This window comes from Bradyrhizobium hereditatis, assembly GCF_020329435.1.
In the GTDB taxonomy this organism is placed as follows: Bacteria; Pseudomonadota; Alphaproteobacteria; order Rhizobiales; family Xanthobacteraceae; genus Bradyrhizobium; species Bradyrhizobium hereditatis.
Window position 1 is genome coordinate 279,706 of record NZ_JAGKJK010000010.1, and the last position, 25,980, is coordinate 305,685.

Consider the following 25,980-nt stretch of genomic DNA (forward strand, 5'->3'; position numbering starts at 1 on the left):
TCATCCGGCGGCAGCTACGGCGCTTCCACTAAAGGAACGGGCAAGCGCAAGAATGAACCAGGTGATGATACCAAGGCCGACCGACAGCGCCGCCGCGACCGACAAATTCGCGGCCAGCGTGAACTCCGTATAGATCAGCATCGGCAGCACGTCGATGTTCGTCGCCAGCGTAAACGCTGTCCCGAACGCTCCCATCGCGGTCGCAAAGGCAATTGCGCCGGAGGCGACGAAAGCCGGTGCCAGCGCCGGCAGAACGACGTCGCGCTGCACCGCCCACGGGCTTGCGCCGAGCGAACGCGCGGCTTCCTCCAGCCCGATATCGAGCTTCTGTACCGCAGCCATGATGGTGAGGATGACACGCGGAATGGAGAAATAGAGATATCCGAGAAACAGCCCGTAGATCGAATAGGCGAAGACCAGCTTCTCACCAAACAGGCGGTTGGAGAAATCGCCTATCAAGCCCTGCCGTCCGGCGAGCAGAATGATCATGAAACCGACCACGACGCCTGGAAACGCCAGTGGAAAGGTCAGCATCGCGATCAGAACGGCGCGCCCGGGGAATCGATGCCGTTGCAAGAACATCCCGGCGATTGTTGCCACGATCAGGGTTACAATGGTGGTCGCGGTGGCGAGCAGGACCGTGTTGAAAAGCGTCGCGCGGTAGCGCGGCTCGGTCAGGATCGCGAGATATCCCGCGAGCCCCTGCGGTCCCCCTGCCCCGGTTACGACGAGCCGCGCCATGGGCAGCAGAAAAAATGCTGCTGTCACCACCGCGAGCGGCAGCAGGCATAGCCAGACGAAGGACCTATGTGACATCTGAAATTGGCGCCCCGGGCGAGAGGGGCCATATTGCCTCAGCGGACCTCGGCGAGATAGCGGTCGACAAAGCTTTTTTGCACGTTTTCCATCTGGCCCCAATCGACATTCTTCGCGCGGGCATATTCGCTGTCAGCCAGGAATTTCTTCTTGACCGCTTCAGGCAGATCGATCGGTCGCGCGGGGCGAAGATAGGCGTTGGTCCAAATCGCCTGCCCCTTGTCGGACAAAAGATAGTCCAGCACCTTCTTGGCCTTGTCCTTGTGGGGGGCGTTCTTGACGAGGCCGACCACATAGGGAAACACCACCGATCCCTCGCAGGGGATCACGAATTCAAAATTGCCTTTCTCTGAATACTTCGCGCGATACGCGTTGAAGTCATAGTCGAAAAGAATCGGCATCTCGCCGGAGACGACGCGGGCATAGGAAGTCTGTTTCGGAACGATAGGGTCGTTCTTCCGCAGATCCTTGAAGAAGTTGATGGCAGGATCGAAGTTCGATTCAGAGCCGCCAAGCGCCAGATTGATGGCGACAGCGCCGACATATCCGACCGCCGCGGACGACGGATCGAGATAGCCGACCATGCCCTTATAGTCGGGCTTCAGGAGATCCTTCCAGCAGGCCGGCACCGGTTTGCCGCCGAGCGCGTCCTTGTTCACGAAGAGCCCCAGCGTGCCCGAATGAATCGTAGTCCAATAGCCGTCGGCATCCTTCAGGCCAGCGGGCACCTGATCCGAGTTTGCGGGTTTGTAGGGTTCGAGCACATCCTGCGCCTTGGCCTTCATGCCGAAGGTGACACCGAAATAGCCGATATCGCCGACCGGGTTATTCTTCTCGGCAAGGATCTGCGCCAGCGCCTGGCCGGAATTCTTGTTGTCGTGCGGGACATCGTAGTTGAGATCGGCTTTGATGGCTTTGAGCATGGACGCCCAGTCCGCCCATTCCGGCGGGCAATTGTAGCAGATGACATCGGCCGCTTTGGCGGACTGCCAGGGCGCGATCAACAACAGCGCCAATAGGGCAAGAACAAAGCGGGCGGCGTTCATGTGTCACTCCGGATTAGCATCGCCATTTGCGATTTCAGCATCAGCCGGTGTGCAAGTATAGACCGCGTATGAAGGTTTTGCGACAGACGTGTTGCTTTGCAGCAAGCTACGGCGCCGGCGGCATCTGGCAATTTCGCGTGCCAGCGATTTGCGCTAGCATCCAGCGCGAGAGGAGAGGATCATGTACCAACCTCCAAGCGTGAAGACGTCGCCCGATCTTCCGATTCCTGAGCGGATGAGAGCCTGGGTGCTCGGCGATCCGGATCAGCTCCTGCTGCGGGAGAAGCCGGTACCCATTCCTTCGCGGGCCGAAGTTTTGATCCGGATCGATGCGGTTGCGATCTGCGCCACCGATCTCGAAATCATTCATCGGGGTTCGCCGGCCAGCATTGGAGGCGGCCTGCCCTTCAACAAGAATTTCACGCCCGGCCACGAATATATGGGCACGGTCGTAGCGCTGGGGCCCGACGTCGACGAATTCGAGATCGGCGAGCGGGTCAGCGTGGAGATTCATGCCGGATGCGGACAGTGCAAACGCTGCCGCCAGGGCATGTACACGTCATGCTTGAACTACGGGAAGCCGGAAAAAGGCCATCGCGCAAACGGCTTCACGACGGATGGCGGCTTTGCCGAATACGCGGTCAATCACATCAACACGCTGGCGCGGGTACCCGACACGATGGGTGACGCCGAGGCAACGCTGGTCGTTACCGCGGGGACCTCGATGTATGGACTGACGGAGTTGGGGGGATTGATTGCCGGCGAGAGCGTCGTGGTGATCGGCCCGGGGCCGATCGGACTACTCGCAGTGGCCGTCGCAAAGGCGCTTGGCGCCAGCCCGGTCATTCTGACTGGAACGCGCAACAGACGGCTCGCGATCGGCCAGGAGCTCGGGGCCGACCGTGTCATCAATATCAACGACGAAGACGCGGTCGCGGTTGTTAAACAACTCACCGGCGGCATCGGCGCAGACTATGTGGTGGAGTGCGCCGGCAACGAGGCGACAATCAACCAGGCCATTCACATGACCAATCGCGGCGGGAAAATATGTCTGGCCGCGTTTCCGCACGATCCAGTCGTGATGGATCTCGCGCATCTCGTTAGGAACAATATTTATGCGTACGGAATTCGAGGCGAAGGCCGCAGCGCTACTCACCGCGCCATGGCGCTGATGGCCGAGAAGCGTTTCGACGCCACGAAAATCCATACCCACACATTTCCGCTAGCCGACCTGCCGACTGCGCTGCGATATGCCCGCGAGCGCATCGACGACGCGATCAAGGTGGTCGTCACAAACCGGCAGGCGAGCACGATTGCGAACGCGGCAGCCGAATAGCGCGAACGGCGGCGGTTACCGCCCTTCTTCGTACTAGATTCGTCCTAAGGCGGTCAGGATCACCTGAGGCGTCAGAGGAATCTCCGTGATAATTGTCCCAAACGGCCTGAGTGCGTCGTTGACCGCATTGGTTACTGCCGCTGCGGCACCTGCCGTGCCAGCCTCACCCGCCCCCTTCGCGCCCAGCTCAGATTCCATAGTCGGTGACACCACATGCCCGACATCGATGTCAGGCATTTCCCCAGCCATTGGAAACAGATAGTCGGCCATGTTCGCATTGGTGAGTTGACCACGTTCGTCATACACGCATTTCTCGAATAGAGCGGCACCAATGCCCTGCACCACGCCACCTCTGATCTGCTCATCGACCAGTTGCGGGTTGATGATGGTGCCGCAATCTTCGACGACCCAATGCTTCAGCAGCTTGATAAACCCGGTCTCGATATCGACCTCCAGCCACGAGGCTTGAATGCCATTGGTGAAGGCGAAGGGGTATTCGCGCGGGACAAAGTGTCTGGTCGCCATCAGCTCGGGCTGAATACCCGGCGGCAGCGTATCGGGACGAAAATAGACAATCCGACCGAGCTCGCTCAACTCGATCCGCGGCGCGCCATCGGCGACATTCACCACCCTGTTGTTGACGATGTCGAGTTCACCCGGCGCCGACTGGAGGATGGCCGCCGCGATATCGAGAATGTTCTTGCGCAGTACCTTGGTGGCCTGCAGTGCGGCCTCGCCACCGATGCCAGCGCCACGCGAGGCCCAGGTGCCCCCGCCATATGGCGTGTTGTCGGTATCGCCCAGGATCACGCGAACGCGATCCATCGACACGCCAAGCACGCTTGCAACGATCTGAGCCGTGAGCGCTTCGGACCCCTGCCCCTGTTCCGTTATGCTGGTCTGGCAAATCACCGAACCCTGAGGATCGAGCCGAACCGCGACGCCATCCTGGGAAGATATTTTCGCGCCCCCGACCCCGTAGAACGCTGCGCTGGGATTGGTAACCTCGATGAAGCTGGCGATGCCGATCCCCCGATGGACATTCCTTTTGCGCAGGGCAGCCTGTTCCGCGCGCAGCGCCTCGTAATCCATCATCCTGACGATCTTGGCGAGCGCCGCTTGATGCGACAGTTGCTCGAAGCGCAGGCCCGATGGCGAGGCACAGGGGTATCCGTCATCGGCGATCAAGTTCCGGCGCCGGATTTCAACAGAGTCCATGCCGATCTTCATGGCCGCCAGATCGACGAGGCCTTCCGTCACCGAGCAGGCAATCGGATGACCAACCGCTCTGTACTGGCACATCACGTTCTTGTTCTGGAACACGACGCGGGCGCGGGCCCGGTAATTCCTGGTTACATAGGGCCCGCCGACGAGATTGACGACCTGATTGGCCTCGATCGCGCTGGTGCGCGGATACATTGAATAAGGTCCGATGCCCGTGAGATCATCAATCTCGAATGCTGTGATGGTGCCGTCGCGCTTGACACCAATCTTTCCCTTGCAGCGATGGTCGCGGGCATGAATGTCGGTGTTGAAGCTTTCGACCCGGTCGGCGACGAACTTGACCGGACGCCGCAACAGCTTGGACAGCGCATAAGTCGCCATCTCATCGGCATAAATATGGACCTTGATACCGAAGGAGCCGCCGACGTCCTTGCAGACCACGCGGACCTGCGATTCCCTCAAGCCGAGATGGAGCGCCGCGATATTTTGCACCATATGCGGCGCCTGCGTGCCTTGATAGATGGTCAGCCTTGCTTCTGCCGCGTTCCAGTCTGCCACCACTGCGCGCGGCTCCAGCGTCACGCCGGTGTGGCGTCCGAAAACGAACTCTGCCTCCACCATCTCGTCAGCTTCGGAAAACGCATGGTCAACGGCGCCCGCATCGTGAATGCGCTCAAAAGCTAGGTTGTCGCCAAGTGAAGCATGGATCACGGGCGTCGCTGGATCGAGCGCCGTGCGCATATCCGTGACGACAGGGAGCTCTTCATATTCGACCGAGACAAGCTCGGCACCGTCCTCGGCCTGGGCACGGCTGCTTGCCACGACGGCCGCAATTGCCTCTCCCTGCCAGCAGACACGATCGATCGCGATGGCATTTTGAGGAGCAGATTTGAGGCCCTTCAAATGCGAGAGTACGCCGACCCAGGGCGTGATGACGTTTGAGAGTTCTCTGCCTGACACGACGGCGATAACTCCGGGCATCTGTTTGGCTGCCGAAGCGTCAATGCGGTTGATCTTCGCATGTGCGTGCGGCGAACGGACGAACACGACATGCGCCATGCGTGGCAGTTCGATATCACTGACATAGAGCCCGCGTCCCTGCAGTAGCCGGTCGAGGTTCGGCCGCGGCACTGCCCTGCCGATATAAGAGTTCGGACGGTCCAGTACGGAAAGCGTTTCAGGATTTTCCGCTTCCGATGTCATGGCAAGCGTCCGGTACGCGCCCGCGCGGTGGTCTCGATGGCGTCGACGATTGCCTGGTATCCGGTACAGCGGCAATAATTGCCCGAGAGATGTTCGCGAATCTGCTCCCGGTCCGGAGACCGTGACTGCTTCAGCAGATCCTGCGCTGCCATCAGCATCCCCGGTGTGCAGAAGCCGCATTGCAGTGCGTTACGTTCTCGGAATGCGGACTGCAAATCGGCGATCTCACCGTTGTCAGAGAGCCCTTCGATCGTCTCTACGGATGCATTGTGCGTCTGTACTGCAAGTAAGAGGCAAGAACGAACAATATCGCCATTGACACGGACTGTGCATGCGCCGCATACGCCGTGTTCGCATCCTATGTGCGTGCCGGTCAGCTTGAGATGTTCGCGTAGAAAATCCACCAGGTTCAGGCGCGGTAATACGCTCGCGTCAACCCGCTCACCATTGACACTCAGGGAAATCGCAACTGCACCTGTCACGCCGATGCTCCCGCACAGAGATCAGGACGGGCGAGCAGCGAGGATACGCAACGTGTCAGCAAGACCTTCGCGAGATGCCGGCGCATGGCGGATGTGGCTTGCTGATCTTCCGGGGGGTCGAGCTCCGCATCCAACGCAGTGCATGCTTCGGACAATACTGCAGGCGTAATGGAGACACCAACCAGTCTGCTGGCCGACATAGCCAGTAGCGGGCGATCTCCGACAGCAAAGAAACCAAGACGGAGATCAGCGAACCGTCCATCCGTCACGACGGCTTGCGCTGCGAGGCCAACGATCGCGTAGTCGCCATGGCGACGGGCGAACTCATGAAAAAAATGCGTTGACGTTCTTGGCGTCACGGGCAACTCGACCGCGACCAGCAGGTCCTGCGGCGTAAGGGCGGTTTCGTATATGCCAGAGAAGAACTCGCGCGCCGCAATCCGTCGCTCGCCGCCTGGTCCGCAAACAACAATGGTTGCGCCAAGCGTGAGCATGCAGGCCGGCAGTTCCGAAGCTGGATCTGCCTGCGCTAGGCTTCCACCTATTGTTCCTCGGTTGCGGATTGCGGGATGGGCGACATGGGCGACTGCATCCTTCAACAAAGGAGCGTGAGCCGCAATTTCCGACGATTTCAGAAGATCTGCATGACGAGTCAGCGCACCGATGGTGATGACGCTTCCCTTCACCGCGATCCCGCGCAATTCACCCAATTCGCCGATATCGACGACGAGTTCAGGTGCGATCAGGCGCAGATTCATCGCCGGCAGCAGGCTCTGCCCGCCCGACAGCACCTTGGCCCTCTCGCCATACGCGCTCAGCAGCTCCAGCACATTTGCAACGCTGGTTGCGCGGGCATACGCGAAAGCCGAGGCTTTCATTCTGGCGTGACCTCCCCGGCCAACTATCGGCATTTTCTCGGGATTAGAAGGGTGAGACCGCCAAAGGTCAAGTTTGTTCTCGGATATTGTTCGACTTTGAGCTTGTTTTCGCGCGGCGAACAACGCACGTTCTGTGCCAAACAAAAGGCGCCCTTAGGGAAGAACGGACCATGAAGCTTGGGTTCTTTACAATGCCGATCCACCCTGTCGACAAGGATTGGCGCCTTTCGCTCAAGGAGGATCGCGAGGCTTTCCTGCTGGCCGATGAGCTCGGGTTTACCGAAGGCTATGTCGGCGAGCACACCACGGATAGAGCCGAGAACATTACATCCTGCATCGCCTTCATCGCATGGCTTGCTGCGGCAACCAGGCAAATCAAGCTCGGCACTGGCACCGTTAACATGCCGAACGCGCATCCGGCAGCGATCGCAGCCTCGATCGCGATGCTTGATCACATGCTTGATGGGCGCCTGATCTTCGGCATCAGCCCGGGCGGCCTGCTATCGGACGCGGAAGTGTTCGGGAATCTGGACGCAGATAGGAACGCCATGTTCCTGGAAGCGATCAATCAGGTGCTTCAGATCTGGGCCAGCGAGCCGCCGTACAATCTTCAAGGCAAATACTGGAACATATCGGTTCAGAAAACCCTGATCGAGGATATCGGCCAGGGCTTCATCCAGCGTCCTCTGCAACGACCTCACCCACCGATCGTGGTGACGGCGGTGGCGCCGTTCTCAAAGGGAGTAACGGAAGCAGCCGCCCGTGGCTGGGATCCGATTTCCGCAAACTTCCTGATGCCGACCTGGGTGAAGAGCCATTGGCCGAGATATGTGGAAGGTTGCGAACGCGCCGGGCGCCCTGCGGATTCAGCGAACTGGCGAGTAGCCAAGAGCGTTTTCGTCGCCAAGGATGCCGCCACTGCGAAGGCCTATGCCACCGATCCAAATGGGCCCTACGTCTATTACTATCGCTCTTTGCTCACCAAACTGACGCGTGGCGGGCGTATAGAGCTGTTCAAGGCACGTCGCGATCAACCTGACGACGAGGTGACGCTGGAATCGATCTGCGACAAGTTGATCATCTACGGGACGCCGGAGAGCGTCGCAGATCAACTGTTGGCCTTTCAGGAAGAGATCGGACCTTTCGGCACGCTCCTCTATGCAGGAAAGGATTGGAAGGACCGCGAACTGGGGCGTCAATCGATGATCCTGATGGCCGAAAAGGTCATGCCGAGGATCAACGCGAGCGGATCGAGTGGTTCGAAAGCCGCCGAATGATGAAGGGCTTGCCGTGATGCTGAGCGACCGCATCCCCTACCAAGCGCAAGTAGACCGGACGAAGCTCACATTTCCGGGCGGCAAGAAGCTCGCAGTATGGATCGTCCTCAATGTCGAGGAATGGCGGATCGAGAATGCGATGCCGCGCACGGTGTTGAGCCCACCGGTGGGTCAGCCGCTTTTACCCGACGTGCCGAACTGGTCCTGGCATGAATACGGCATGCGTACCGGCTTCTGGCGGCAATTCAAGGCACTGACTGATCGCAGAATACCCGTGACATTAGCAATCAACGCCAACGTCTGTAACGCCTACCCGCGCGTGGCATCGGCTGCGCTTGAAGCCGGATTCGAGTTCATGGGCCACGGCTTTGTCCAAGGTCCCATGCACAAGGTCGAGAACCAGGCAGATGCGATTAAGCGCTCGGTCGAGATCATTGCGAACTTTACTGGAAAACCGCCCCGCTCCTGGGAAAGTCCCGGCCTCACCGAGACCGAGGAGACCCTCGATCTGCTGCGCCTCAACGGCATTGAGTATGTCGCGGACTGGGTGATCGACGATCTACCGCAGGATATCGCCACCCCTCACGGCGTCATCACGACGATCCCCTATTCGGTTGAGACCAACGATATCGTTATCCACGCGCTGCAGCACTTGCCGTCCGAGCAGTTTCTGAAACGCTGCACCGATCAGTTCGATCGGCTATATCTCGAAGGCGCATCGAACGCGCGGATCATGGCCATCTCTATCCACCCATACATTACGGGCGTGCCACATCGCATCAAGTATCTGGAGGCCCTGCTCGACTATGTGCTCAGCCACGATGGTGTGGCACTGATGACGGCGAGCGAGATTGGCGACTGGTATCGCGCGGAGATGGCAAAGAACTGAACGTTGCCTTCCGCAAGGCCGCGGACAGTTGTCAAATGCAGCGGTGCGCTTACGAGGGCTTGTTGCCATCCCCGGCGACAAACCGTCCGAAGCTGCCCTGCGCGAACAGGAGAGGCTCTTGCCGATTATAGGCATACGCTTCAACCGCCCCCAGAAAGATGATGTGGTCGCCACCGTAATACCGATTGGCCGCCCTGCATTGGAAGTTGGCGACACTGTCAGTCAGCACTGGTGCGTTGCCAAGGCCCGGCGTCCAGCTCACGCCGGCAAACTTGTCGTCCGACGATCTTGCAAACTGCGACGCCAGCGCCTGCTGGGAAGCCCCGAGAACATTGACCGCGAAGTGACTGGCATTCTGGAAGATCGTGAGTCCCTGAGAAAACATCCCAAGACTCCACAGCACCAGTGGTGGATTGAGCGACACCGAGGCAAAAGAATTACAGGTCACGCCGTACGGTCTCCCCTCCGCGGACATCGCCGTGACGATGGTAACACCGGTAGCAAACGTGCCGAGCGCATTGCGAAAATCGCGTGGATCGATCGCCGAGTTGTCACTGGCAAATTCATTGGCCGGATCGGCCGGATGTTTGGGTGAATCAGACATCCGCCGAACCTCAGAGCGTCAGATTTTCGGACGGCAGACCGAGCGCCACACGTCCATAGTTAGTTCCCGCCGCATCGAAATTGAATGCGAGATGCGAATTCACCGCATGAGCGTCGCGGAATTGCCGCTGCAGCGTACCTGACGTGAACAGGCTACGAGCGCCGCTTGCAGCGAACAATAACGAGACCGCTTCGGTGCAGAGGTTGACCGAAAAGGCGCCATCCCGCCGCAGCCTCGTCTTGCCTACAAGGTCGGGAATATGGCCACGCCTGGCGTCGGCCATAGCATCGATGCAGCTCGTGCGCATCACGAGACGGGCCGCGTCGATCTTGGCGGATGCTTCCGCGATCTTGATCTGGGTCGTCTGCAGGTCGCTGAGCTTGGCGCGATTGTAAGTCGAAGCCCGATGGCGCGCAAATTCGGTATAATCATTGAGGCAGGCTTGCGCATTGCCCAAACCGACACCCGACAATACGTAAGGAAACAGCGAGAAAACCGGCAGGGCATAGAGCGCGTTTGGATTGACAGCGCTTCCCGGCGTCGGTCCGCCGGTCAGATCGCTGACTGCGACCGTCATGTTCTCCGCAACAAAGGCATTCTCGACCCATACATCGTTCGACCCGGTGCCGCAGAGCCCCGTCGCATTCCAGATGTCGTTGATCCTGTAGTCGTTCCTGTTGAGCAGAAATATCCGGTATTCAATGCCGTCGGCCTCGTCGTCCGTGGCCACAACGCCTGCGAGCATATTCCAATCGCAGGATTCAACTCCCGACGAGAATGGCCAATGACCGCGCAATATGTATCCCCCCGCGACCCTCCTCGCCCGACCGGCCGGAAAGATGAAGGACGATGCGATCAACGCATCGGCACTCCTGCCCCAGACAGCGTCCTGCGCCTGCGGGTCAAACATGGCGAGCATCCAGTGATGGCTGGCCAAGTTTGCAAAGTTCCACGCGACGGAAGCGTCCGCCTGCCCCAGCGCGTCGGCGCAGTCGACCAGTGCTACATAGTCAAGCTCGGCACCGCCGACGCGTCTGGGCTGTACGACCCGGAACAGGCCGGCGTCGTGCAAATCACGCTCGGTCTCGGGCGGCAGGCGCCGAAGCTCTTCCGTCTTTGAAGCACGATTGCGCAATTCTGGGATCAGGGCCCTCGCCCGCGCGACCATGGCGTCGTAGCTGGCCGTGCCCGGTCCCGCGGGTGGGCTCGCATCCGGCTTGCCGCCGTCTCCAGCCATAGGTTTCCTCGCCTGCTCCGTTGCTCTACGCCGCCCGAGCTTTTCTCAGTCTATCGGTTGATCGCCAATGATCAAGACGCAGGAAGCATGGCTACTCCGCCAGAGGATGAGCCCAGAAACGCAAAAAAGCCCGGTGGCCAGAAGGCCACCGGGCGGGAAGAATCTTGAGGTCTGGATTGGTCGAAGCGCTTTTACACGTCCTTGCGCCAATAAAGCGTATTCAGCCACGCCCAGGGATGCGTTGGAATGAACAGATGATAGCCCGCGCGAATGAAATTGTTAGCTGAAGGGACGTTGTCAGTGGTGTCGGAGATGATCGAACACCATCCATTCAACCGGGCCCGTGCCTCCATGGCTCGCATCAGACGCAATTGAAGCCGATGCCCACAATGCTTGCGCAGCACACCAACACGGCAAAAATATCCCGCATTGAAAACATGGGTTGACGGAATGACACCGGCGAAGGCGACAGGCTTGTTTCCGCAAAAGGCTAACCACCAGTTCCCCTGATCAAATTTCGGAACTGGCGCGGCGTCAAGGAAGGTCAGCTGATGTAGCTCCGCGAGTGTATCCGCGATACCATCATCAGCTCCGTCAACCTGACAAATCCGATACATTCCGTCCGCCTGAGTTCAAATTCGTCGTCTGTGTCCGACACGCCGGCAGATTATTTGCCGAGCGTCGCCTTGATGCCGAGCCAGACGGCCCCGACAAAGCCCGTTGCGATCACGGTAATGACAGCCTTGAAAGTGTAACTCTGTGCCTGCTCGACGCTTCTGCGCCAGCGCCTAAGGTGCTGAAAATCAGCGCGTACTTCTTTGCGGTCCTCGTCTATCCCGAACGAGACCAAGGTCATTTCAATTGCCTTGAGAACCACGGCATCGATATCTTCGTGACGAAGTCTTTGTTGTTCAGCAAGCGTTTCGATAACGATGGCTCTGATATCTGCAGCCTGCATGCCCGTCATCGCTTGATAATCCGTGCTACATTCTCGAAACTTCTTTTGGCGAAATAGAAGGACACTACGAGATTCGCGGTGATCGCCGCAAAACCCGCTAGCGGATCGGTCGAGCCCAGGCCGAGAACCTTGTCCCAGATCAGCAACTTTCCGAAATAGATCGCTACAAAATATCCCATCAGCTTGTCGGGCTCATACCAGTGCCCGATCTCGGCAATGCGATACCGCATGATCGCATTGGCCTCCGACACCTGCGCTGCGATCTCGGCAGATGCGGTTTCGCTCGCAATCCTTTCCGAGGTGTTACCCGCCGCGAGCTTGGCCTTGTAGCCATCGATCAGGCCCTTGATGACGGGACCGCCGATGAAACTGATGATGGTCATCCACATTTGCGCGCCTCCAGCGTCACCCATATCGCGAATACGATCGCCAATCCTACGGCGCCAAACACACCAGGCCGGATGTGATAGAGCTGGCTCGCCATCCAGATCATCCATCCGCCGACGAGCACGGCCACCCACATCAGCAGGGCAAGTACGATCTTCATCTCAGAGCGTCCGTCGGCGGCAGGCTTCGGTAATCACGCCAGCCAGCGCAGCAAACGCCAGCACTTTGAATGCCGATTGGACGTCCATGGTCGATAGCTGTGTGAAATCGTAGTCAGAGAAGACGGCGATCAACCCGGCGCCGACGATCCCGATGACGTACTGAATACGCGCCCAAAGGATCGTCAGGGAATCCCTGAACCACGCCTTCATCTCGTTCCAGATGCTGATCATGCTCTCCTCCTGAAAATCGCATTGAAAATGTTTGCGATGAATGCGCCGATGGAGCCTGGCGATGGATTGACGATCGAGGGTGAGACAGGTTTTTCGGTCGATATCGGCCTATCCACAGTAAATGGGGTGATCGTTGCGCCCGTGAACGTGATGGTCGGGTCGAGCGTCATCATCGCCTTCAGCAAGCCGGCACAGCCAGGCTGGCTATCGACGACGTTTGGATCGTAAACACCATCGCGAACATACTTGCCGGACTGATACTGATCGGTGCCCGACCAGATGTAGGGTGACGGCCTCCCCCGCGCGGCGTATCCAAGCCCGTTGTATTGCTCGAGCTTGGCCAGCGTCCGGCCAATGCTCCACTCCTTGTTGCGGGCGGCATAAGGTGCGCAATTGACGAGAGCGTCAATCGCGGCCTCCTCCCATGATCTGAATGGGCCCCGACCGGCCGGCACGCGGACGGAAACCCTGTTCCAGGGATCGCCCTGCGCGAGCGACCTGCTCCAATCCTGCGAGCACTCGCGCTGATGGATGACGGCAATCACGGCCCACGGCACGCCCGTTTTGGCTGAAACGGCCTGGTAGCGAGCCTTCGCGTTTGAAGCGATTAGGTGGCGGGCGACGGAGGCAAAATTACGGGTCGGCTTGGCGTTAGCCCAGCGTTTCGCATTCGCCGCGGTGAGGGCGTTAAGGTCGGTCATCTATTGCTCGCAGGGGGAAGGAATAGTAAAGGAGTTTATATGCAGATGCTTCGAAGAATCCGCGCGAAGATGGGCCCGAGCCTACGGGAGTGGCTCGATGGCTTCAGTGCGCTGCTAGCGATAACGCTGTTTTTCTGCCTGGTTCAAGCAGCCCACGATGGAATCGTGAATCGGAACCGCGAGTTCGATTCGCAGCGCTGGTGGTATCCATTCTACAGATTGTTGTCGGAGTTTCAGTAGTCAGACAATGCGAATGACATAGTTGCAAATGATTGTTGGCTGCACGTTATTGTGTGCATTACCGCTACCGGCATTTGCATTTGTGATAGTAATTCCGGTGGTACTACTCCCGACCGAGCTGCCAGGCTGCATAACAGTTGCACCAACATTCGAAGTCACTGAAATGTTTACTCCACCAACGGTGCCACTGTGAGTGTGTCCTGGGTCGCTCAGTGTGTTGGGGTGAGCGTGTGAAGCAAGTTGAGCAACTGTAAGCGTGTGACTATCCGAACCGCCAGTTGCGCCCAAGCTCGTCGAGCTACCCCCAAAATAAGTCGAGGTCAGCCGCGATGCACTCGGTTCCTTCATCGCTGACACACGACCAGTCTTGTCTGGCAAATTGAATGTACTTGACCCGTCCCCTGGACCATAGGTGGTTCCAATAATTCCAAACAAAGCTGAGTAAGTCGTACGCGAAATCGCCTGCCCCATCGGAAAAGCGAACGCACTATTCGGCGTTGTCGGCCCCCAATAGTCTAACCCCGCCGCAAGCGGTACATTGTACGGATTTCCATAAAATCCGTGCAAGTAAAACGCAGCATCGGAGTTGTTATAGAGCGCCAGATACGGCGTTCCCTGGATCAGCGTTCCCGCCAGCAGTTCCGTTGCCGGCGCCGATCGCAGCGGCCGAGGCCCCAGCGAATCCACATTGAGCGTCACCGTCCCGCCGTTCGTCACATGCGGCGTGAAAGCCACGATCTGTCCATTAAGACGGGCAAGCGATTCGAACGCCTCGTAGGACGTGACCGTATATGCGCTCGCCGTCCCGCCTGTGACGATCGCGCCTGCAATATCGTCGCGATGTTTCGCGATGGATGCCATCATCGCACGCGCCGAGTCGTTCACGCTGGAGGGCGCTTGCCCTTCCTGCCAATTGATCGAAGGGTCGGCCGTCGCGTTGCTGGCCGCCGTCTGCGACCATTTGTAGAGCGTCATATTCGTCCTCCGTATCCGGCCAGGCGGCCGGCTATGCCTTGTCGTTCAGCTCAAGATATTGCGCGCAGGGGCATGCCGGCGCACGCGCGGTCAGGAGATTGCGGATCACGCCGGACGGAACGCCAGGGCTATCCTTCGCCACCGCTTCCACGCGTTCAGCGATAACTGCCTCTATGTCCGCTCTGATCTGCACAATACGCTCTTCAAGCGTCGGGTGGCGTGTTGCTTTCATCGGGTTTGGTTTCCTCATTTGGACCGGCCTCGTTCTTGAAGTGCGCCGCCAGCTTCCGCTTGGCGCTGGCTGCTTCGTTCTGCGCCCGCCGCAGCACGTTCTCGCGCCGTGCCTCGTGGGCTGCGACATAGACCTGCAGGTCATACGGCAGTGATTTGAAACGCTGCTTGTGATCGGCCGGCCAGGAGCGTGGCGGCTCTATTCCGGCAAGATCGCTGATTGCTTTGGCCGCGACGCCGCCGAGCGTCGGGTCGGCGAAACCGGCCGAGACATGCAGCCGCGATATCTCCTGAACCGCGAGCCAAAGCCGCTCGATGCCAAGCGGCGCGCAGTCCGCGACAAAACGCGCGACATGCGCCGGCGTTGCGGGACAAGGCAAGAGGCCGTTCAGTTCGCACCATTTTGCGAACATCGGCGCAGCGCGTAGCCGCGCCTGCGCCAGTGCGGCAAGCACCGGATTTACGGTGGGGCGCATCGGGCGTTCTAGCGCCTCGCCTTGCACAGCGCTTGATGAACGCCGCCCATCTTCTTGCGCAAAGCCATCAGCTGCACGCGCCTGCGCAGGCTGTGGGGACTGGAGTCGATCTCGCCGCGCAGTTCGGCGTCGAATCTTTCGAGGGCCTCCGCGCGCTTCTGCAGTCCGTACAGCGCGAAGTTCTTCGCGATCTCCTCAGTCGTCATTGGCTCACCGTGGATCTTTTCAGCAGCAGATTCGGCGCGCTCGATAAAGTCGCGGTCATCGCTTGACATTGATGGGCTCCCTTTTTGAACAGCGCACGCCGCTCTCCCGAGAGCTGGCCCGCGAGGTTACGGAAGCGATGGTCGGTTTCATGGATTTGCGTGCATAAACGTGCGGACAACAGCCACGCGCGGGCATCCTAAGAACCTGATGCAGATTGGAGTTGGCTGGCGTACCTACCGCAAGCCGAAGAAAACCCAGGGCGGCAGCAATCTTTGCGTTGGCGAGTCGCTGCCGAAGGACACGCCTGCTGCGGTCGTGTCGGCTCTGCGGGATCAACGCCCGCCAGCGACGCTGCCCAGTCGCCAACGTCGCTGGGGAACGGATTTCGCTTGGCTAAAGATGCGGGGCTGGCCGTCGGGCCAGCAGCACTAAGCGCTGCTACCTGCGCCTGCTGTCCACTCGATTGATCAAGATATGCAAGATGTTCGTTGATAGCCGCAGGTGGAGCAGCCGTATAGCTCGGCAGCAATCCTGATGGAAAGCTCCCGGGATAGTCGAACTTCTTGCGAGCGGAGTTCAACTGTGCATCCGTGAAGAGATGATAGATGCGTCCAATTCCACGATCTGAAGCCGGCTCTCCGAACCGTCCCTGTTCGCGATATTGGATATTTGCTTCCCTACCGGTCCACGTTCTTCGGGCTTGGCAGATATGAACGATGCATCCGTGAAGAGACACTCCCCAGATGATCACGCCGTAGATATTCCTTGTTCTGATAACCCCGCAGCAATCATTCTTCTTATCCCACACCACGAGTTCAGGTCTCTCAGATCCGTAACTAGCATCATGGCCGTAACGAGCTCGGCTAAAGCGAATCTTTGCTTGCTTGATCGCGTCCGCCTCTGATTGAATTGGGCGATCACCCGGTGCGCAGACCTAATTTTTGCTGTAGGAGTATCCGGCCACCAACGCGACTAGCAACAGCGTCAGCGCAAGCAATACATATCGACCGCGAAACAATCTCTTCATGCTGATGTTTAGTCCTACGAGGCGGAATGGTGCGGCTGCCGTCTGGATTATTCGCGAACAGTACCTAGGCTTTGCGCGCATGATTTCAGGATTTGTTGTGCAGACGCCTTGTCCTGCCTGCGTCACGTTCTCAGCGTCTGCCGGATTTTCTTGCGTGATAGAGCGCCACCGCATCCTTGATGTCGCCGGAGGTCGAGAGCTTGGCGCTGAGGGTTCGAAGATCTGCCTGCTGCCGTTCCGAGGGCGTACGCGACGTGCCGGGCCGCACGACTGGCGGCAGCGGTCTTGCCGCAGCGGCATCCTTCGCCTTCATCATGATGCGGAATTTCGCGGCGTCGTCCTGCATCCCACGGAAGATGATCAGGCCGTCGCCGGGCGTTTCGATCTTGTCGGTAAACAGCTTGAAGCCGCTGCCGACGCCGAGCGAAGCAATCTTACTCTCGATCAACCGCTTCGAGGATTGCGCCAGCGTCCGCTGCGATTCGCGGATACAGACCGCGAGCGTTCCGCGCTCGGCCTGGCAAGTCTCGACCAGGAGCTCGCCGAAGAAATGCGATTTACCCGAACCGCGCCCGCCGTAAACCCCCTTATAGCGCGAAGGCGCGAGCAGCGGCTCGAAAACGCCCGCCGTTAAAATTTTCAGAATGGCCAATGGCAGTCCTGTTCGATAAATAAGGTCGAGCGCGCAGCCCTAGCGACGGCCGGCCAACGCCCGAAGCAACCACGGCTGCGGCAGATCGTCGTCATAGAACCCATTTTCCTGCGCCGCTTGCGACTCCGGACTCGTGCTGTCAATGCCTACGCGGGCGGCGATCCGGCCTGCAAGATCACCCGGCGTATCCGGGAAAGAAGCGTCGCTCGCGCCACCAAGGAAATTTCGACGATCGGGAGAACGAAACTGATTGGACGGCACTGCGGGCTCGCCTGTGTCCGATGCCGATGCCGGCGATTTGGCGCGGGCTTTGGAAAGGCCCACTAGAGCAGCCGGCCAGTCCGCGACATCGCTGCCAGACGAGCCGGGGCGATTCGAAAAACCGAAAACCGACGGCGGAAGGATCCATTGCGACATCGGTTTGTCGGTGAGGAGCCCGAGGATCGGTTGAGAGGACGATGCGGCTGGGTTAGGAATGCCGAGCGTAGAAAAGTTGCCATTTCTGGTGTCATCACGCGGCACGACACGACCGCTCAAAACGCGGATGTTCTGAGCATCCGAGCGACGAGCTGCCATCTCCCCGAAGTCGGACGCCAGTACACCGCCTAGTTCAAACGTAGAAGGTGGCGAATGGCTGACAGTCTTGCGGCTCAAGATTCGAACCGGGCTGGCGCCGGACACCTCGGACGTTTCGCTAACATGCAGCGGCGTCGCTCGCTGTTCCTCCTCAAACATAATGGGTAGAGCGGCATTATTTAATGCTCTGGGACTTACCACTCTGGGATCATCAATCGGATCATTTGTACTTGGAGGAGGATGCACAATGCTATTTTTGCCTTCACTGTATCGTGCCGCCTCTTCAATTTGCTGCATCGTCTTGTTGATCAAGGCGATGATAGAATCCATGATCAAACCAGGATCGTCGGCAAATTGCTTCGCGGCAATTACCCGGTCCTTAAATTTCTTCAAATCGTTGACCGTGGTATCAGCGTCACGAAGTTCATCGTCACTTACAAGGGGCTTTCGCGTTCCAGCGTCCCAATAGGATCCTGGACCGTTCAAATAATAATCGATGACAGCGTTTGCGCGAGCCATCATTTCAGCTCTCTCCGCCTCGGCCATCGTAATGGCTGAGGAATTCGGTGGCGGTAGAGGTTTTGTTTCGATAGTGGCCATGCTCAAACTTCCGATCGTTGTAAATTATCGGTGCGGCGTCAGGGACAATAGAATCTAAGATAGAGAAGCAGAATTTGAGGTAGAGGAGCCTCGCGTCTGAACAGCAAGGCCGCCCTTGACTGAGGTCTCTTAAAGAACGGTTCTCGACACACTGGCTTGTGTGGATCGGTAATTGTCCAGTCTGCTGCGCCGACGAAATAGCAACAGCTAAGTGCGCCGTCACATAGCGGGCACGCTTGGATTACTTCGATATATATTGAGGCCAATCGTCGACCCCAGCGAGCCCATCCTCGCTTGACCTGATTGGCGAAAATAAAGATGAAGCGTGCCAGCGTGGTGCCTCGCTTCGCACCGGCATCAACGTGGCCTTCGACACGCAATTGGACTTCTCAGCGAGTCGCTTCCATCTAAAGCACACTGTCGGATTGAGCCCTACTGGATGGACTAGCTTGATCGAAGTGGAATCGGAGATAAAGATAGCCCATGCGCTCGTTCTGAATGAACAAGCCGCCCTTGGGTCCTCCCCCTTTGAAGATCGGCACTCGGGACAACGGCTGACGTGCATCAATACCGATCTTGCTTTTGCCATTAGTGAAATAGCAGCAGCCAAGATCGTCGCCTTCCATGCTGACATCAGCAAACGCGGGCTCGCGAGAAATCTCCACGCGGACCGAGAATCCCAGCGATTCCATTTTCACCTGACATGCTTGCCCAAAGCGGCAATCAAGCGTGCCAGCGTCCTTGCCTCGCTCCGTGTCGGCGCCAAAGTCGACGCTGTAGTTCTGAGCAAGCGCTACGTCCGCCGATAAGAAAACGAAGAGCGCCGCTCCCGCTGCCAAGCGTAACGAATCTAAGCGTCTCTGCAGTGAGGCGGCGTTCATAAGAGCATTAGCCTTGTTTGGTTGCTCACTTCCGCAAGCTACTTGAAGCTACTATCCGAGCTAGAACAAAGCGAGAACGTCTGTCAAGCTGGGACAATAATTGACGCCTCAAACGCTCTCACCGCTCCCATTTTCGGGATGCACGATGACGCGCTCGATCCGATGAATCAGTTCGAGCGCGCCGTCGCCGCTGTTTTCCAGCGGCTGCGTGGCCTTGCCCCAGCCGCGATCGAGGATCGCGTTGGCGGCTGACACGCGGGCGGCCGGCGTTGCGTCGTTGCTGCGCATGATGCCGACGAGAACGCGGATCGCGGTTCGGGTGTGACTGCGTGCGAGAGAGCGAATCTCGAGGAGGGCCTTTGCCTTTCCCATCTAGGCTTCTCGGCTGACCGATCCGGCGCGTTTGTCTGGTGCAGCATCGACAGGATCGGTGACGGTTTCCTGCCGCGCAGAGCGGAAGGCAATTGTCGGAAAATCGGTTTGTACGTCATGGCGTTTGGGACGCGGAATGATTTGAATGCTGTCGATGCTCACGAGAATTCCTCCGATACGGCGATGACAATGAGGCCGATGAGCGCAAGCGAGATCAGGTAGGCGGTCATCGGCGTCTCTCCAAAAAGAAATGTGCGGCATGATCGCGGTGTGGGCGCAGATCATTTGGGGCGCGAACCTTATCCCGTCGGGGGCCGCGAGCGGCGCGTGACGATGCGCGCCGCGGGCCGGCATGTTCGCGCATGCCGGCCAATGGAGTGGGTTCGGACGGCGGCTCGCTCGCGACGCCCGGGCGGGGGCGTTGGGAGTTGCGGCGTCGATGTGCGGCCGCCGTCCGATTCGAGGATTCCAAGCAAAAGCCCGCGGCGGATTTTCTCCGCGCGGGCTTTGCAGTTTTCGCTATAATGGCGTTATGCAGGCGACACAGCGTCTCTGCCCTTCTCAAGCGCTCACCGATTGCGGGAAGTTCAACGCAACTGCGTCGACAAATCGCGACCGCCCTGGCTGGCTTGAGAAATGAGAAAGCCCGCTGCCATTTCCGGCGCGGGCTCTATAAGATCTGCGATGGTGTTAATATGCACCTGATTTGCCCGACGCGTCAAGTGCCGAAGCGAAAACAGATTCAAATCCGCGCGTTAGCGACATCGAGCGGGTGGCGCAACCCGCGACCCAATGCGCGCAAGCCCGCGATGTTCTTGTTGCTGCCGCGCTTGCTTTCCTGTGGGCTGCACGGTGGGCACGCTTGTTAGTAGCATGCGCAAACCTGCTCGTTCCGCTGTGCGCGAGCTTCCGTGATGATGCGCTTATGCCGGTGATTTGCCCGACATGTCAAACGCCGTTCGCTAGCGTGGCGCGGGGTTAGCCGGATGAACCGGCTTTGGCACGGGCGGCTCAGGCTCCACATCGAGCCTGGGCTCGGTCGGCATCACCTGCGCTCCGGCCGCGCGCGCCGCTTCGCCAGTGGTGCTGTAGTTCGCGAACACCGGATGCTGTACTTTCGGTTTGTTCCACGGCCCATGGTCGACGATCAGCATACTGAGCACGCCGAAGACTGCGACGGCAATCGCGACCTTCAGCGGCACGCCACCGGTTCGGCTCAAACGATCTTCCGTCAAATCTTTCGCCATCTGAACATCCGCGTTGATTTGCTTTTGGACCAAATGTCGATTTCCTTTGGGGTCAAATCACGGCGATAGAGAAGGTTCCGCACCGGCTATCAAGTAATGCCATTCGGGAACAAATGTCGCTGCCGCGCATTGTCAGGCAGCCCGTGATTTTTGCAAACCATGGCTTTGCCAAGGTCGGGCGATCGAGCGAGTTGCACAACGTGAGCATTGAAGAGCCACCGCAGCCCGGCATGGCCGAACGCGCCATCGACACCGCGACGGACATATCACGCACGCTGACGGAGGTATCGGCGGGGCTGCAGGCTGCGGTCGATCGCCTGAGTGACGTGATCGCAGCGGCGCGGCGACCGGGAATGCCGCTCTCGACCATCAGTGCGATTACCCGCGAAGCGCCGTTGGCCAGCCTGTTCATCGCCTTTTTGTTCGGCGTCGCGATCGGACGCCGCCGCTAGCACGTCGTCTCAGAACTTGTCCTTCGTCGAATCTTTTGCGGCCGAGATGACGCCGCCGGTGATCTGTCGCATATGTTCACCGGCGTTGGTGAACTGGCTGCGCAGGAATTCGGATTGGATCCGCAACGCCTCCTGAAGGTCGGTCGCATGAACGAGCTTGCGGGCATGCTCGAACGCGGCCTTCATGTTCTGCTCAGTGAACGATAGCGCCTGCTTGGAAATTTCCGTACCGGCCCCCGGCATCGCTGTCATGGATTTCCCGGCGGCATCGAAGAACATGCTGAATGCTTTTTCCGCCTGATCGATGGTTTTCTCGGCCAGTTCGCGCAGCTCGGCCGGGACTTCGAGTTTCGGTTCAGTCATCGTCGCTTCTCCCGTATCGACTTCGGCAGGTTAGCATAAATCCGGGGTCCGTCTGCTTCGTGTTGGAGCAAGCCCGCCGCGCTGCACCGCGAACACCGGCATTTGGCCGATCCGACTCCGCGGACCGAGCCAGGGAAATTTTCCCTTTCCGTCCGTAGCCGTACGGATGCAACGCCCGATTCCAATGGTGGCAACAGTGTGGCATAGTGATTCGGGGTGAGGAATCATCAACTGTCGGTGGCGTTGCGTCTCTGTTTTTGAGTCTCTCTCGAGACATGGGGATACGATGCTGCAAACGTTTCGACCGACGCCAACCTGCACGCGCTTTCAAACCAGCATAGAAATGCCCTGCATGAAATGCGGCGCGCAGATGCGGCTGGCCGCTGTCGAGCCGCGCGACCAGAATTACGACGTGTTGACCTATCGCTGCACGCCTTGCGATTCCGGCGAGAGCTTCCTGAAGGCGCGCTGATCAGGATCCGTTCAGCGCAGCAGTCCCGGCCGACGTCAGCACGATCCCCTCGTCGCGCACTTCGACCAGGCCAAGTCCCGTCAATATCCTCAAGTCTTCGTCGCTGACCGGCGACAGTTTCAGGCGACGCGCCTGAATATCCCGCAGCGTCCAGCGAAGGCCGATGGCCTTCTCGAGGCTGAATTCAGCGAAAGGATTGTCTGCCATCCGCTTCCAACGATTGCGCCGGTTGGATCAGGATCTGTCGTTGCGGCGGCGCACGCGCTTAATAATGCGACAACCCGCCCTCAGGTTCCCCGCCATGTCGATGTCGCCCCCGGGGGTAACGAGGTCCCGGGGGTAATTCCAGGCTGCGGCCTGATCATCAGTAGCGATAGGGTTCGATATCCACCAACGGAAAGGCGCTGAACACGCTCGGCAAATTGGTTGGTGTTGCCGGATGTAGGTAAGACTTGTCGAGTTCGGCAAAGCCGGTGACGCCGAGCAGCCCGAGACAGCGGATCACCTCGTCTTCCAGCAATTCAAGCATCCGCATGATGCCGCCCTCGCCGGCAGCTGCGAGCGCCCAGCACTGCAGACGGCCGATGCCGACGAGGTCGGCGCCGGATGCGATCGCCTTCACGATGTCGGTGCCGCGGCAGAACGAACCGTCGATCATGATCTTGGCGCGGCCCGCCACCGCATCGACGATTTCCGGCAGGACATGCATGGCGCCGCGGCCGTGGTCGAGCTGCCGGCCACCATGGTTGGACACATAGATCCACTCCACACCGTGATCGATTGCGATTTTGGCATCTTCCGCTGTGGCGATCCCCTTGATGACCAGCGGAATTTTATACTTGTCCTTGATCAGCTTCACCGTGCGCCATTCCAGCCCCTTCTGGAAGTCGCCGCCGGTCGCCCTGATGCGACTTTCGCGGACATAACGCTTGGCGATATCGCGCTCGCGCCGGCTATAATGCGCGGTATCGACGGTCAGGCAGAACGCGGCATAGCCATTGTCGATGGTGCGGCTGACAACGTCTTCGACGAAGGCGTCGTCCCCTCGCACATAAAGCTGATAAATGCGCAGAGCGTCGGGCGCGGCCTTGGCGGTCGCCTCGAGACCCGGCTCGGATACCGAGCTCAGCATGTGAGCCGCGCCGAACCGTCCCGCCCCGCGTGCCACCGCGGCACCTGAATCGGGATCGAAAATCTCGAGGGCGCCAACCGGCGCGATCATGACCGGCAGACGCAGCCGGCGACCGAACATATCAGTAGAGGGATCGACATCGATAACGTTGCGGAGTACCCGGGGCCGGAATGCAATCTCATCGAGCGCCATGCGATTGCGGCGCATAGTCGTCTCCGTCTCCGACGCGCCGACGATATAGTCCCAGGCGTTCTGGTTGAGCCGGGCGCGGGCCTTCCGGATGAATTCGTGAAGGTTCTGGAATTCTTCACCGCTGGCGCCGAGTTCGACGTTTCTCGCCGGCCGGATGGGGATCGCGTCGTTCATGATGTTTCTCTCCCGCTTCGGCGGCACATTAGCCGGAGATAAATGGGAAAAGCTACCGGTTTTGAACAAGTTAGGCGTCGTGCAAACGCAGGGATGTTATTCGTTTGCGAGATGCTTCAGTGGTGAGCCGGACGATCAGCACACCTCAGCCTGTATTGCCCGCTTTCCCAAAAGCCCCCGCCTCGGCCAGATCAGCAATACGTCGGTCGTCGTAGCCGAGCGTCTTTCGGAGCACTTCCCTGGTATGTTCGCCGAGCAGTGGCGCCGCCACTGGATCGATGCTCGGCGTCAAGCTCATCTGCAATGGCGTTTCGATATTGGGGACAGTGCCCGCGGTGGGATGCGGAATCCGGCTGAGACGATGGCGGTCACGCACTTCCGGCGCGTTGAAGCCCTCCGCTACGGTGCGCAGATAACCGACCGGTATGTTGGCTTTCTTCATCTTCGCCATCCAGTTCTCAAGACTGTCGCTGGCAAAGACGCTGGCAATGATGGCGCGCAACTTTTCCCTGTTGGCGGTTCGGTCCTTCCGGTGAGCGAACCGAGGGTCGGTGACGAGGTCCGGCCGATCGAGCACGTCGACCACAAGCCGGCGGTAGAGGCGATCGTTGGCGCAGGCCATGTAGAGCGGCCCATCGGATGCCTGATAGACGCCGACGGTAGGTGAACCGTTAGGCGAATTCCCGAAGCGGCCCGGGTTTGCGCCACTGATCAAATAGGCCATGCCGTAGAATCCGGTCATCGCGACTGCGGTGTCGATCAGCGCGACCTCGACCTCCTGGCCGCGGCCCAGCCGCTCGCGCGCGATCAGCGCCAGCAGTATCGCGTTGCATGCCGACATACCCGTCGCCATGTCGACGATCGGCGGCCCGGTCCGCACCGGCTCCCCATCCGGAAACCCGTTCAGCGACATGAAACCGCTTTCGGCCTGGGTGATCGGATCGAAACCCGGACGCAAGGCGAACTCGCCATTGCGGCCATAGGCCGAGATAGAGCAATAGATCAGCCGCGGGTTGGTCGGCGCGACGGAGGCATAGTCGAGGCCGAACTTCTTCATCACGCCGCCTGAGAAATTCTCAACGACAACGTCCGCTTTCGCAATCAGTTCGCGCGCGACTTCGAGCGCTGCAGGATTGTTGAAATCGAGCGTAATGCCGCGTTTGTTGCGGTTAAGGCTGAGGAAGGCCGCACTCTCGCCGCCGATTTCAGCGTGTTCATAGTGGCGGGTATCGTCGCCCCCATCGGGGTTTTCGACCTTGATCACCTCGGCGCCGAAATCGGCCAGTGTTTGCGTGCACGCCGGACCGGCAACGACCCGGGTGAAGTCGACGACCAGCAGACCGTCCAGCGCGGTGGGCTCTCCCTTTGCGCGCGGCGTGCGCTCCGGCAATTGCGGTCTGGCAGTCATTTCCGGCGTTTCCTTGTTATTTTGCCTGGCGAAATGAAGATTTTCGCCGCTAGTTCAAGGCTTTCTTACCGGAACCGGAGGGGTAACGCCAAACCCCGATTTTGCAGGGCGGGACTTTCCGCAGACATAGCTCTCAACAAGGCATGCCGGGCCGCCGCAATGCTCTCGGCCCCTGAGGGTAAAAGGACGACGCCGGCCGCCTCCCGGTCTGGCAAGGAGTAGAGCGGCGCCGTGCCGACAAGCAGGCGACGCGAACATCGTTCGCAACGCCAATAGACCCGTTGAAACTCCCGTACCCTACTCGGAAATCATTTCGCCGGAGCCGCCAAGCTCTGCAGGAAAATCCTTGAGCTTGGGCAACCCGTCCCGCATCGGCAGCACCGTCTCGGCATAGTTGACGTGCACGCCGGGCTTGAAGGGAAGCGTTGGGAGGGTTGCGGCGAACACATCAATCAGTCCAAGCGTCGGATGATTGGTCATCAGGTGACCGCCGCACTCCGAGCAGTACTTGCGCTGGCTCATCGGAGTCTTCGCGAACGTCGAAACATGCTGTGCCCCCGCCGTGACCCGGACCGCGTCCGGCTTCCACAGGGTGAACGCGTTCACAGGTGCGCCAGACCACGAGCGGCAGGAACGGCAATGGCAATAACCCATGCCTTCCGGCTCACCCGTGACCTGGATCTCGACCGCACCGCAAAAACAGCTTCCGGTATGCTTCATGACCTTCCTCCTTAAAACGACGTTAAATCGATCAGATCAGCGCTTGACAATCCTCGGAATAAAATGCGTCCACCAGTGTTTGAGCCACCTGCGCGCCATGACGCTATGTTGAATGGCAAATAAGGATACCCTTGACGACGATCGCCTCCAATG

The 25,980-nt window shown here is 59.1% G+C and carries 33 protein-coding genes; 5 read left to right on the plus strand and 28 right to left on the minus strand.

What is annotated here, in order from left to right; all coding sequences use genetic code 11:
* Both J6524_RS24015 and J6524_RS24020 read right to left on the minus strand, forming a co-directional pair.
* Positions 1 to 816, minus strand: coding sequence for an ABC transporter permease (locus tag J6524_RS24015; RefSeq protein ID WP_225675103.1), 816 nt, complete (start codon positions 814 to 816; stop codon positions 1 to 3).
* Positions 817 to 854: 38 nt separating this feature from the next.
* Positions 855 to 1,862, minus strand: coding sequence for an ABC transporter substrate-binding protein (locus tag J6524_RS24020; RefSeq protein WP_225675105.1), 1,008 nt, complete (start codon positions 1,860 to 1,862; stop codon positions 855 to 857).
* A 181-nt stretch (positions 1,863 to 2,043) separates the two neighbouring features.
* Here J6524_RS24020 and J6524_RS24025 point away from each other — a divergent pair, with 181 nt between their 5' ends.
* Positions 2,044 to 3,198 (plus strand): zinc-dependent alcohol dehydrogenase, encoded by a 1,155-nt coding sequence (locus J6524_RS24025; protein ID WP_225675108.1) that lies wholly within the window; start codon positions 2,044 to 2,046, stop codon positions 3,196 to 3,198.
* Positions 3,199 to 3,231: 33 nt separating this feature from the next.
* Here the strand turns inward: J6524_RS24025 and J6524_RS24030 are convergent, their stop codons facing one another.
* From J6524_RS24030 to J6524_RS24040, 3 genes are read right to left on the minus strand one after another with little or no spacing between them, the layout of a single operon-like run.
* Positions 3,232 to 5,625, minus strand: a complete 2,394-nt coding sequence (locus J6524_RS24030) for a xanthine dehydrogenase family protein molybdopterin-binding subunit (RefSeq protein ID WP_225675110.1) — start codon at positions 5,623 to 5,625, stop codon at positions 3,232 to 3,234.
* Positions 5,622 to 6,107, minus strand: coding sequence for a (2Fe-2S)-binding protein (locus J6524_RS24035; RefSeq protein ID WP_225675111.1), 486 nt, complete (start codon positions 6,105 to 6,107; stop codon positions 5,622 to 5,624). The genes J6524_RS24030 and J6524_RS24035 overlap by 4 nt, the downstream gene beginning before the upstream one ends.
* Positions 6,104 to 6,985: an FAD binding domain-containing protein gene (locus tag J6524_RS24040; protein ID WP_225675251.1), complete on the minus strand. Its 882-nt coding sequence runs from the start codon at positions 6,983 to 6,985 to the stop codon at positions 6,104 to 6,106. Before J6524_RS24040 ends, J6524_RS24035 begins: the two co-directional genes overlap by 4 nt.
* A 170-nt stretch (positions 6,986 to 7,155) precedes the next feature.
* Between J6524_RS24040 and J6524_RS24045 the strand changes: the two genes are divergently transcribed.
* A complete protein-coding gene (locus tag J6524_RS24045; protein ID WP_225675113.1) occupies positions 7,156 to 8,262 on the plus strand; it encodes an LLM class flavin-dependent oxidoreductase in 1,107 nt (368 codons plus the stop codon).
* Positions 8,263 to 8,275: 13 nt separating this feature from the next.
* Complete coding sequence (locus J6524_RS24050; protein WP_225675115.1) at positions 8,276 to 9,151, plus strand: polysaccharide deacetylase family protein; 876 nt, start codon at positions 8,276 to 8,278, stop codon at positions 9,149 to 9,151.
* A gap of 49 nt (positions 9,152 to 9,200) precedes the next feature.
* On the opposite strand, the gene J6524_RS24055 is transcribed toward J6524_RS24050, so the two are convergent.
* The 18 genes from J6524_RS24055 to J6524_RS24140 all read right to left on the minus strand — a co-directional run bounded on the left by J6524_RS24055 (position 9,201) and on the right by J6524_RS24140 (position 20,914).
* Complete coding sequence (locus J6524_RS24055) at positions 9,201 to 9,755, minus strand: flavin reductase family protein (RefSeq protein ID WP_225675118.1); 555 nt, start codon at positions 9,753 to 9,755, stop codon at positions 9,201 to 9,203.
* A gap of 10 nt (positions 9,756 to 9,765) precedes the next feature.
* Positions 9,766 to 10,992 (minus strand): acyl-CoA dehydrogenase family protein, encoded by a 1,227-nt coding sequence (locus J6524_RS24060; protein WP_225675120.1) that lies wholly within the window; start codon positions 10,990 to 10,992, stop codon positions 9,766 to 9,768.
* A gap of 191 nt (positions 10,993 to 11,183) precedes the next feature.
* Entirely contained in the window at positions 11,184 to 11,609 is a 426-nt protein-coding gene (locus tag J6524_RS24065; RefSeq protein WP_225675122.1) for a GNAT family N-acetyltransferase, read from the minus strand.
* A 50-nt stretch (positions 11,610 to 11,659) separates the two neighbouring features.
* Complete coding sequence (locus J6524_RS24070; RefSeq protein WP_376712067.1) at positions 11,660 to 11,959, minus strand: hypothetical protein; 300 nt, start codon at positions 11,957 to 11,959, stop codon at positions 11,660 to 11,662.
* Positions 11,956 to 12,339 carry a hypothetical protein gene (locus J6524_RS24075; protein WP_225675124.1) on the minus strand — a complete coding sequence of 128 codons (384 nt, stop codon included), beginning with the start codon at positions 12,337 to 12,339 and terminating at the stop codon, positions 11,956 to 11,958. Before J6524_RS24075 ends, J6524_RS24070 begins: the two co-directional genes overlap by 4 nt.
* The gene (locus J6524_RS24080) at positions 12,330 to 12,497 is read right to left on the minus strand and encodes a hypothetical protein (protein WP_225675126.1); all 168 of its coding nucleotides are present in this window, start codon (positions 12,495 to 12,497) and stop codon (positions 12,330 to 12,332) included. Before J6524_RS24080 ends, J6524_RS24075 begins: the two co-directional genes overlap by 10 nt.
* A 1-nt stretch (position 12,498) precedes the next feature.
* Positions 12,499 to 12,729, minus strand: coding sequence for a hypothetical protein (locus tag J6524_RS24085; RefSeq protein WP_225675128.1), 231 nt, complete (start codon positions 12,727 to 12,729; stop codon positions 12,499 to 12,501).
* Positions 12,726 to 13,430: a hypothetical protein gene (locus J6524_RS24090; RefSeq protein WP_225675130.1), complete on the minus strand. Its 705-nt coding sequence runs from the start codon at positions 13,428 to 13,430 to the stop codon at positions 12,726 to 12,728. Before J6524_RS24090 ends, J6524_RS24085 begins: the two co-directional genes overlap by 4 nt.
* A gap of 240 nt (positions 13,431 to 13,670) precedes the next feature.
* On the minus strand, positions 13,671 to 14,645 hold the full coding sequence (locus tag J6524_RS24095; RefSeq protein WP_225675132.1) for a phage tail protein: 975 nt from the start codon (positions 14,643 to 14,645) through the stop codon (positions 13,671 to 13,673).
* Between the two features lie 31 nt (positions 14,646 to 14,676).
* The gene (locus tag J6524_RS24100; protein WP_225675135.1) at positions 14,677 to 14,877 is read right to left on the minus strand and encodes a hypothetical protein; all 201 of its coding nucleotides are present in this window, start codon (positions 14,875 to 14,877) and stop codon (positions 14,677 to 14,679) included.
* A complete protein-coding gene (locus tag J6524_RS24105; RefSeq protein ID WP_225675137.1) occupies positions 14,849 to 15,352 on the minus strand; it encodes a hypothetical protein in 504 nt (167 codons plus the stop codon). The genes J6524_RS24100 and J6524_RS24105 overlap by 29 nt, the downstream gene beginning before the upstream one ends.
* A gap of 8 nt (positions 15,353 to 15,360) precedes the next feature.
* Positions 15,361 to 15,627 carry a hypothetical protein gene (locus J6524_RS24110; protein WP_225675138.1) on the minus strand — a complete coding sequence of 89 codons (267 nt, stop codon included), beginning with the start codon at positions 15,625 to 15,627 and terminating at the stop codon, positions 15,361 to 15,363.
* Positions 15,628 to 16,716: 1,089 nt separating this feature from the next.
* A complete protein-coding gene (locus tag J6524_RS24115; protein WP_225675141.1) occupies positions 16,717 to 17,238 on the minus strand; it encodes a phage terminase large subunit in 522 nt (173 codons plus the stop codon).
* 39 nt (positions 17,239 to 17,277) lie between these two features.
* Complete coding sequence (locus tag J6524_RS24120) at positions 17,278 to 18,414, minus strand: hypothetical protein (protein WP_225675143.1); 1,137 nt, start codon at positions 18,412 to 18,414, stop codon at positions 17,278 to 17,280.
* 407 nt (positions 18,415 to 18,821) lie between these two features.
* Positions 18,822 to 19,295, minus strand: coding sequence for a hypothetical protein (locus J6524_RS24125; protein WP_225675145.1), 474 nt, complete (start codon positions 19,293 to 19,295; stop codon positions 18,822 to 18,824).
* 108 nt (positions 19,296 to 19,403) lie between these two features.
* The gene (locus tag J6524_RS24130; RefSeq protein WP_225675147.1) at positions 19,404 to 19,667 is read right to left on the minus strand and encodes a hypothetical protein; all 264 of its coding nucleotides are present in this window, start codon (positions 19,665 to 19,667) and stop codon (positions 19,404 to 19,406) included.
* The gene (locus tag J6524_RS24135; RefSeq protein WP_225675149.1) at positions 19,668 to 19,829 is read right to left on the minus strand and encodes a hypothetical protein; all 162 of its coding nucleotides are present in this window, start codon (positions 19,827 to 19,829) and stop codon (positions 19,668 to 19,670) included. It abuts the gene before it with no gap.
* Between the two features lie 800 nt (positions 19,830 to 20,629).
* Positions 20,630 to 20,914: a hypothetical protein gene (locus J6524_RS24140; protein ID WP_225675152.1), complete on the minus strand. Its 285-nt coding sequence runs from the start codon at positions 20,912 to 20,914 to the stop codon at positions 20,630 to 20,632.
* 230 nt (positions 20,915 to 21,144) lie between these two features.
* Between J6524_RS24140 and J6524_RS24145 the strand changes: the two genes are divergently transcribed.
* Positions 21,145 to 21,366: a hypothetical protein gene (locus J6524_RS24145; protein WP_225675255.1), complete on the plus strand. Its 222-nt coding sequence runs from the start codon at positions 21,145 to 21,147 to the stop codon at positions 21,364 to 21,366.
* Between the two features lie 9 nt (positions 21,367 to 21,375).
* Here J6524_RS24145 and J6524_RS24150 read toward each other — a convergent pair whose 3' ends face one another.
* Positions 21,376 to 21,729: a phasin gene (locus J6524_RS24150; RefSeq protein ID WP_225675154.1), complete on the minus strand. Its 354-nt coding sequence runs from the start codon at positions 21,727 to 21,729 to the stop codon at positions 21,376 to 21,378.
* 343 nt (positions 21,730 to 22,072) lie between these two features.
* On the opposite strand from J6524_RS24150, the gene J6524_RS37445 reads away from it, so the two are divergent.
* Positions 22,073 to 22,201, plus strand: coding sequence for a hypothetical protein (locus J6524_RS37445; protein WP_283843342.1), 129 nt, complete (start codon positions 22,073 to 22,075; stop codon positions 22,199 to 22,201).
* Here J6524_RS37445 and J6524_RS24155 read toward each other — a convergent pair whose 3' ends face one another.
* The 4 genes from J6524_RS24155 to J6524_RS24170 form a co-directional block, all read right to left on the minus strand.
* A complete protein-coding gene (locus tag J6524_RS24155) occupies positions 22,202 to 22,408 on the minus strand; it encodes a hypothetical protein (RefSeq protein WP_225675156.1) in 207 nt (68 codons plus the stop codon).
* A gap of 157 nt (positions 22,409 to 22,565) precedes the next feature.
* Positions 22,566 to 23,699, minus strand: a complete 1,134-nt coding sequence (locus J6524_RS24160) for an alpha-hydroxy acid oxidase (protein WP_225675158.1) — start codon at positions 23,697 to 23,699, stop codon at positions 22,566 to 22,568.
* Positions 23,700 to 23,844: 145 nt separating this feature from the next.
* Positions 23,845 to 25,107 carry a CaiB/BaiF CoA transferase family protein gene (locus J6524_RS24165; RefSeq protein WP_225675159.1) on the minus strand — a complete coding sequence of 421 codons (1,263 nt, stop codon included), beginning with the start codon at positions 25,105 to 25,107 and terminating at the stop codon, positions 23,845 to 23,847.
* Between the two features lie 297 nt (positions 25,108 to 25,404).
* A complete protein-coding gene (locus tag J6524_RS24170) occupies positions 25,405 to 25,827 on the minus strand; it encodes a GFA family protein (protein ID WP_225675162.1) in 423 nt (140 codons plus the stop codon).
* Positions 25,828 to 25,980: the final 153 nt, after the last annotated feature.

Excerpts from the sequence above, each read along its gene's own strand:
- J6524_RS24170 (WP_225675162.1), bottom strand. The coding sequence starts at position 25,827 with ATGAAGCATACCGGAAGCTGTTTTTGCGGTGCGGTCGAGATCCAGGTC.
- J6524_RS24020 (WP_225675105.1), bottom strand. The coding sequence starts at position 1,862 with ATGAACGCCGCCCGCTTTGTTCTTGCCCTATTGGCGCTGTTGTTGATC.
- J6524_RS24145 (WP_225675255.1), top strand. The coding sequence starts at position 21,145 with ATGGCCGAACGCGCCATCGACACCGCGACGGACATATCACGCACGCTG.
- J6524_RS24045 (WP_225675113.1), top strand. The coding sequence starts at position 7,156 with ATGAAGCTTGGGTTCTTTACAATGCCGATCCACCCTGTCGACAAGGAT.
- J6524_RS24070 (WP_376712067.1), bottom strand. The coding sequence starts at position 11,959 with ATGACGGGCATGCAGGCTGCAGATATCAGAGCCATCGTTATCGAAACG.
- J6524_RS24140 (WP_225675152.1), bottom strand. The coding sequence starts at position 20,914 with ATGGCGAAAGATTTGACGGAAGATCGTTTGAGCCGAACCGGTGGCGTG.
- J6524_RS24095 (WP_225675132.1), bottom strand. The coding sequence starts at position 14,645 with ATGACGCTCTACAAATGGTCGCAGACGGCGGCCAGCAACGCGACGGCC.
- J6524_RS24110 (WP_225675138.1), bottom strand. The coding sequence starts at position 15,627 with ATGTCAAGCGATGACCGCGACTTTATCGAGCGCGCCGAATCTGCTGCT.
- J6524_RS24120 (WP_225675143.1), bottom strand. The coding sequence starts at position 18,414 with ATGGCCACTATCGAAACAAAACCTCTACCGCCACCGAATTCCTCAGCC.
- J6524_RS24130 (WP_225675147.1), bottom strand. The coding sequence starts at position 19,667 with ATGGGAAAGGCAAAGGCCCTCCTCGAGATTCGCTCTCTCGCACGCAGT.
- J6524_RS24030 (WP_225675110.1), bottom strand. The coding sequence starts at position 5,625 with ATGACATCGGAAGCGGAAAATCCTGAAACGCTTTCCGTACTGGACCGT.
- J6524_RS37445 (WP_283843342.1), top strand. The coding sequence starts at position 22,073 with ATGCCCTGCATGAAATGCGGCGCGCAGATGCGGCTGGCCGCTGTCGAG.
- J6524_RS24165 (WP_225675159.1), bottom strand. The coding sequence starts at position 25,107 with ATGACTGCCAGACCGCAATTGCCGGAGCGCACGCCGCGCGCAAAGGGA.
- J6524_RS24055 (WP_225675118.1), bottom strand. The coding sequence starts at position 9,755 with ATGTCTGATTCACCCAAACATCCGGCCGATCCGGCCAATGAATTTGCC.
- J6524_RS24025 (WP_225675108.1), top strand. The coding sequence starts at position 2,044 with ATGTACCAACCTCCAAGCGTGAAGACGTCGCCCGATCTTCCGATTCCT.
- J6524_RS24150 (WP_225675154.1), bottom strand. The coding sequence starts at position 21,729 with ATGACTGAACCGAAACTCGAAGTCCCGGCCGAGCTGCGCGAACTGGCC.
- J6524_RS24105 (WP_225675137.1), bottom strand. The coding sequence starts at position 15,352 with ATGCGCCCCACCGTAAATCCGGTGCTTGCCGCACTGGCGCAGGCGCGG.
- J6524_RS24100 (WP_225675135.1), bottom strand. The coding sequence starts at position 14,877 with ATGAAAGCAACACGCCACCCGACGCTTGAAGAGCGTATTGTGCAGATC.
- J6524_RS24060 (WP_225675120.1), bottom strand. The coding sequence starts at position 10,992 with ATGGCTGGAGACGGCGGCAAGCCGGATGCGAGCCCACCCGCGGGACCG.
- J6524_RS24125 (WP_225675145.1), bottom strand. The coding sequence starts at position 19,295 with ATGAACGCCGCCTCACTGCAGAGACGCTTAGATTCGTTACGCTTGGCA.
- J6524_RS24040 (WP_225675251.1), bottom strand. The coding sequence starts at position 6,985 with ATGAAAGCCTCGGCTTTCGCGTATGCCCGCGCAACCAGCGTTGCAAAT.
- J6524_RS24065 (WP_225675122.1), bottom strand. The coding sequence starts at position 11,609 with ATGTATCGGATTTGTCAGGTTGACGGAGCTGATGATGGTATCGCGGAT.
- J6524_RS24085 (WP_225675128.1), bottom strand. The coding sequence starts at position 12,729 with ATGATCAGCATCTGGAACGAGATGAAGGCGTGGTTCAGGGATTCCCTG.
- J6524_RS24015 (WP_225675103.1), bottom strand. The coding sequence starts at position 816 with ATGTCACATAGGTCCTTCGTCTGGCTATGCCTGCTGCCGCTCGCGGTG.
- J6524_RS24090 (WP_225675130.1), bottom strand. The coding sequence starts at position 13,430 with ATGACCGACCTTAACGCCCTCACCGCGGCGAATGCGAAACGCTGGGCT.
- J6524_RS24160 (WP_225675158.1), bottom strand. The coding sequence starts at position 23,699 with ATGAACGACGCGATCCCCATCCGGCCGGCGAGAAACGTCGAACTCGGC.
- J6524_RS24075 (WP_225675124.1), bottom strand. The coding sequence starts at position 12,339 with ATGTGGATGACCATCATCAGTTTCATCGGCGGTCCCGTCATCAAGGGC.
- J6524_RS24080 (WP_225675126.1), bottom strand. The coding sequence starts at position 12,497 with ATGAAGATCGTACTTGCCCTGCTGATGTGGGTGGCCGTGCTCGTCGGC.
- J6524_RS24155 (WP_225675156.1), bottom strand. The coding sequence starts at position 22,408 with ATGGCAGACAATCCTTTCGCTGAATTCAGCCTCGAGAAGGCCATCGGC.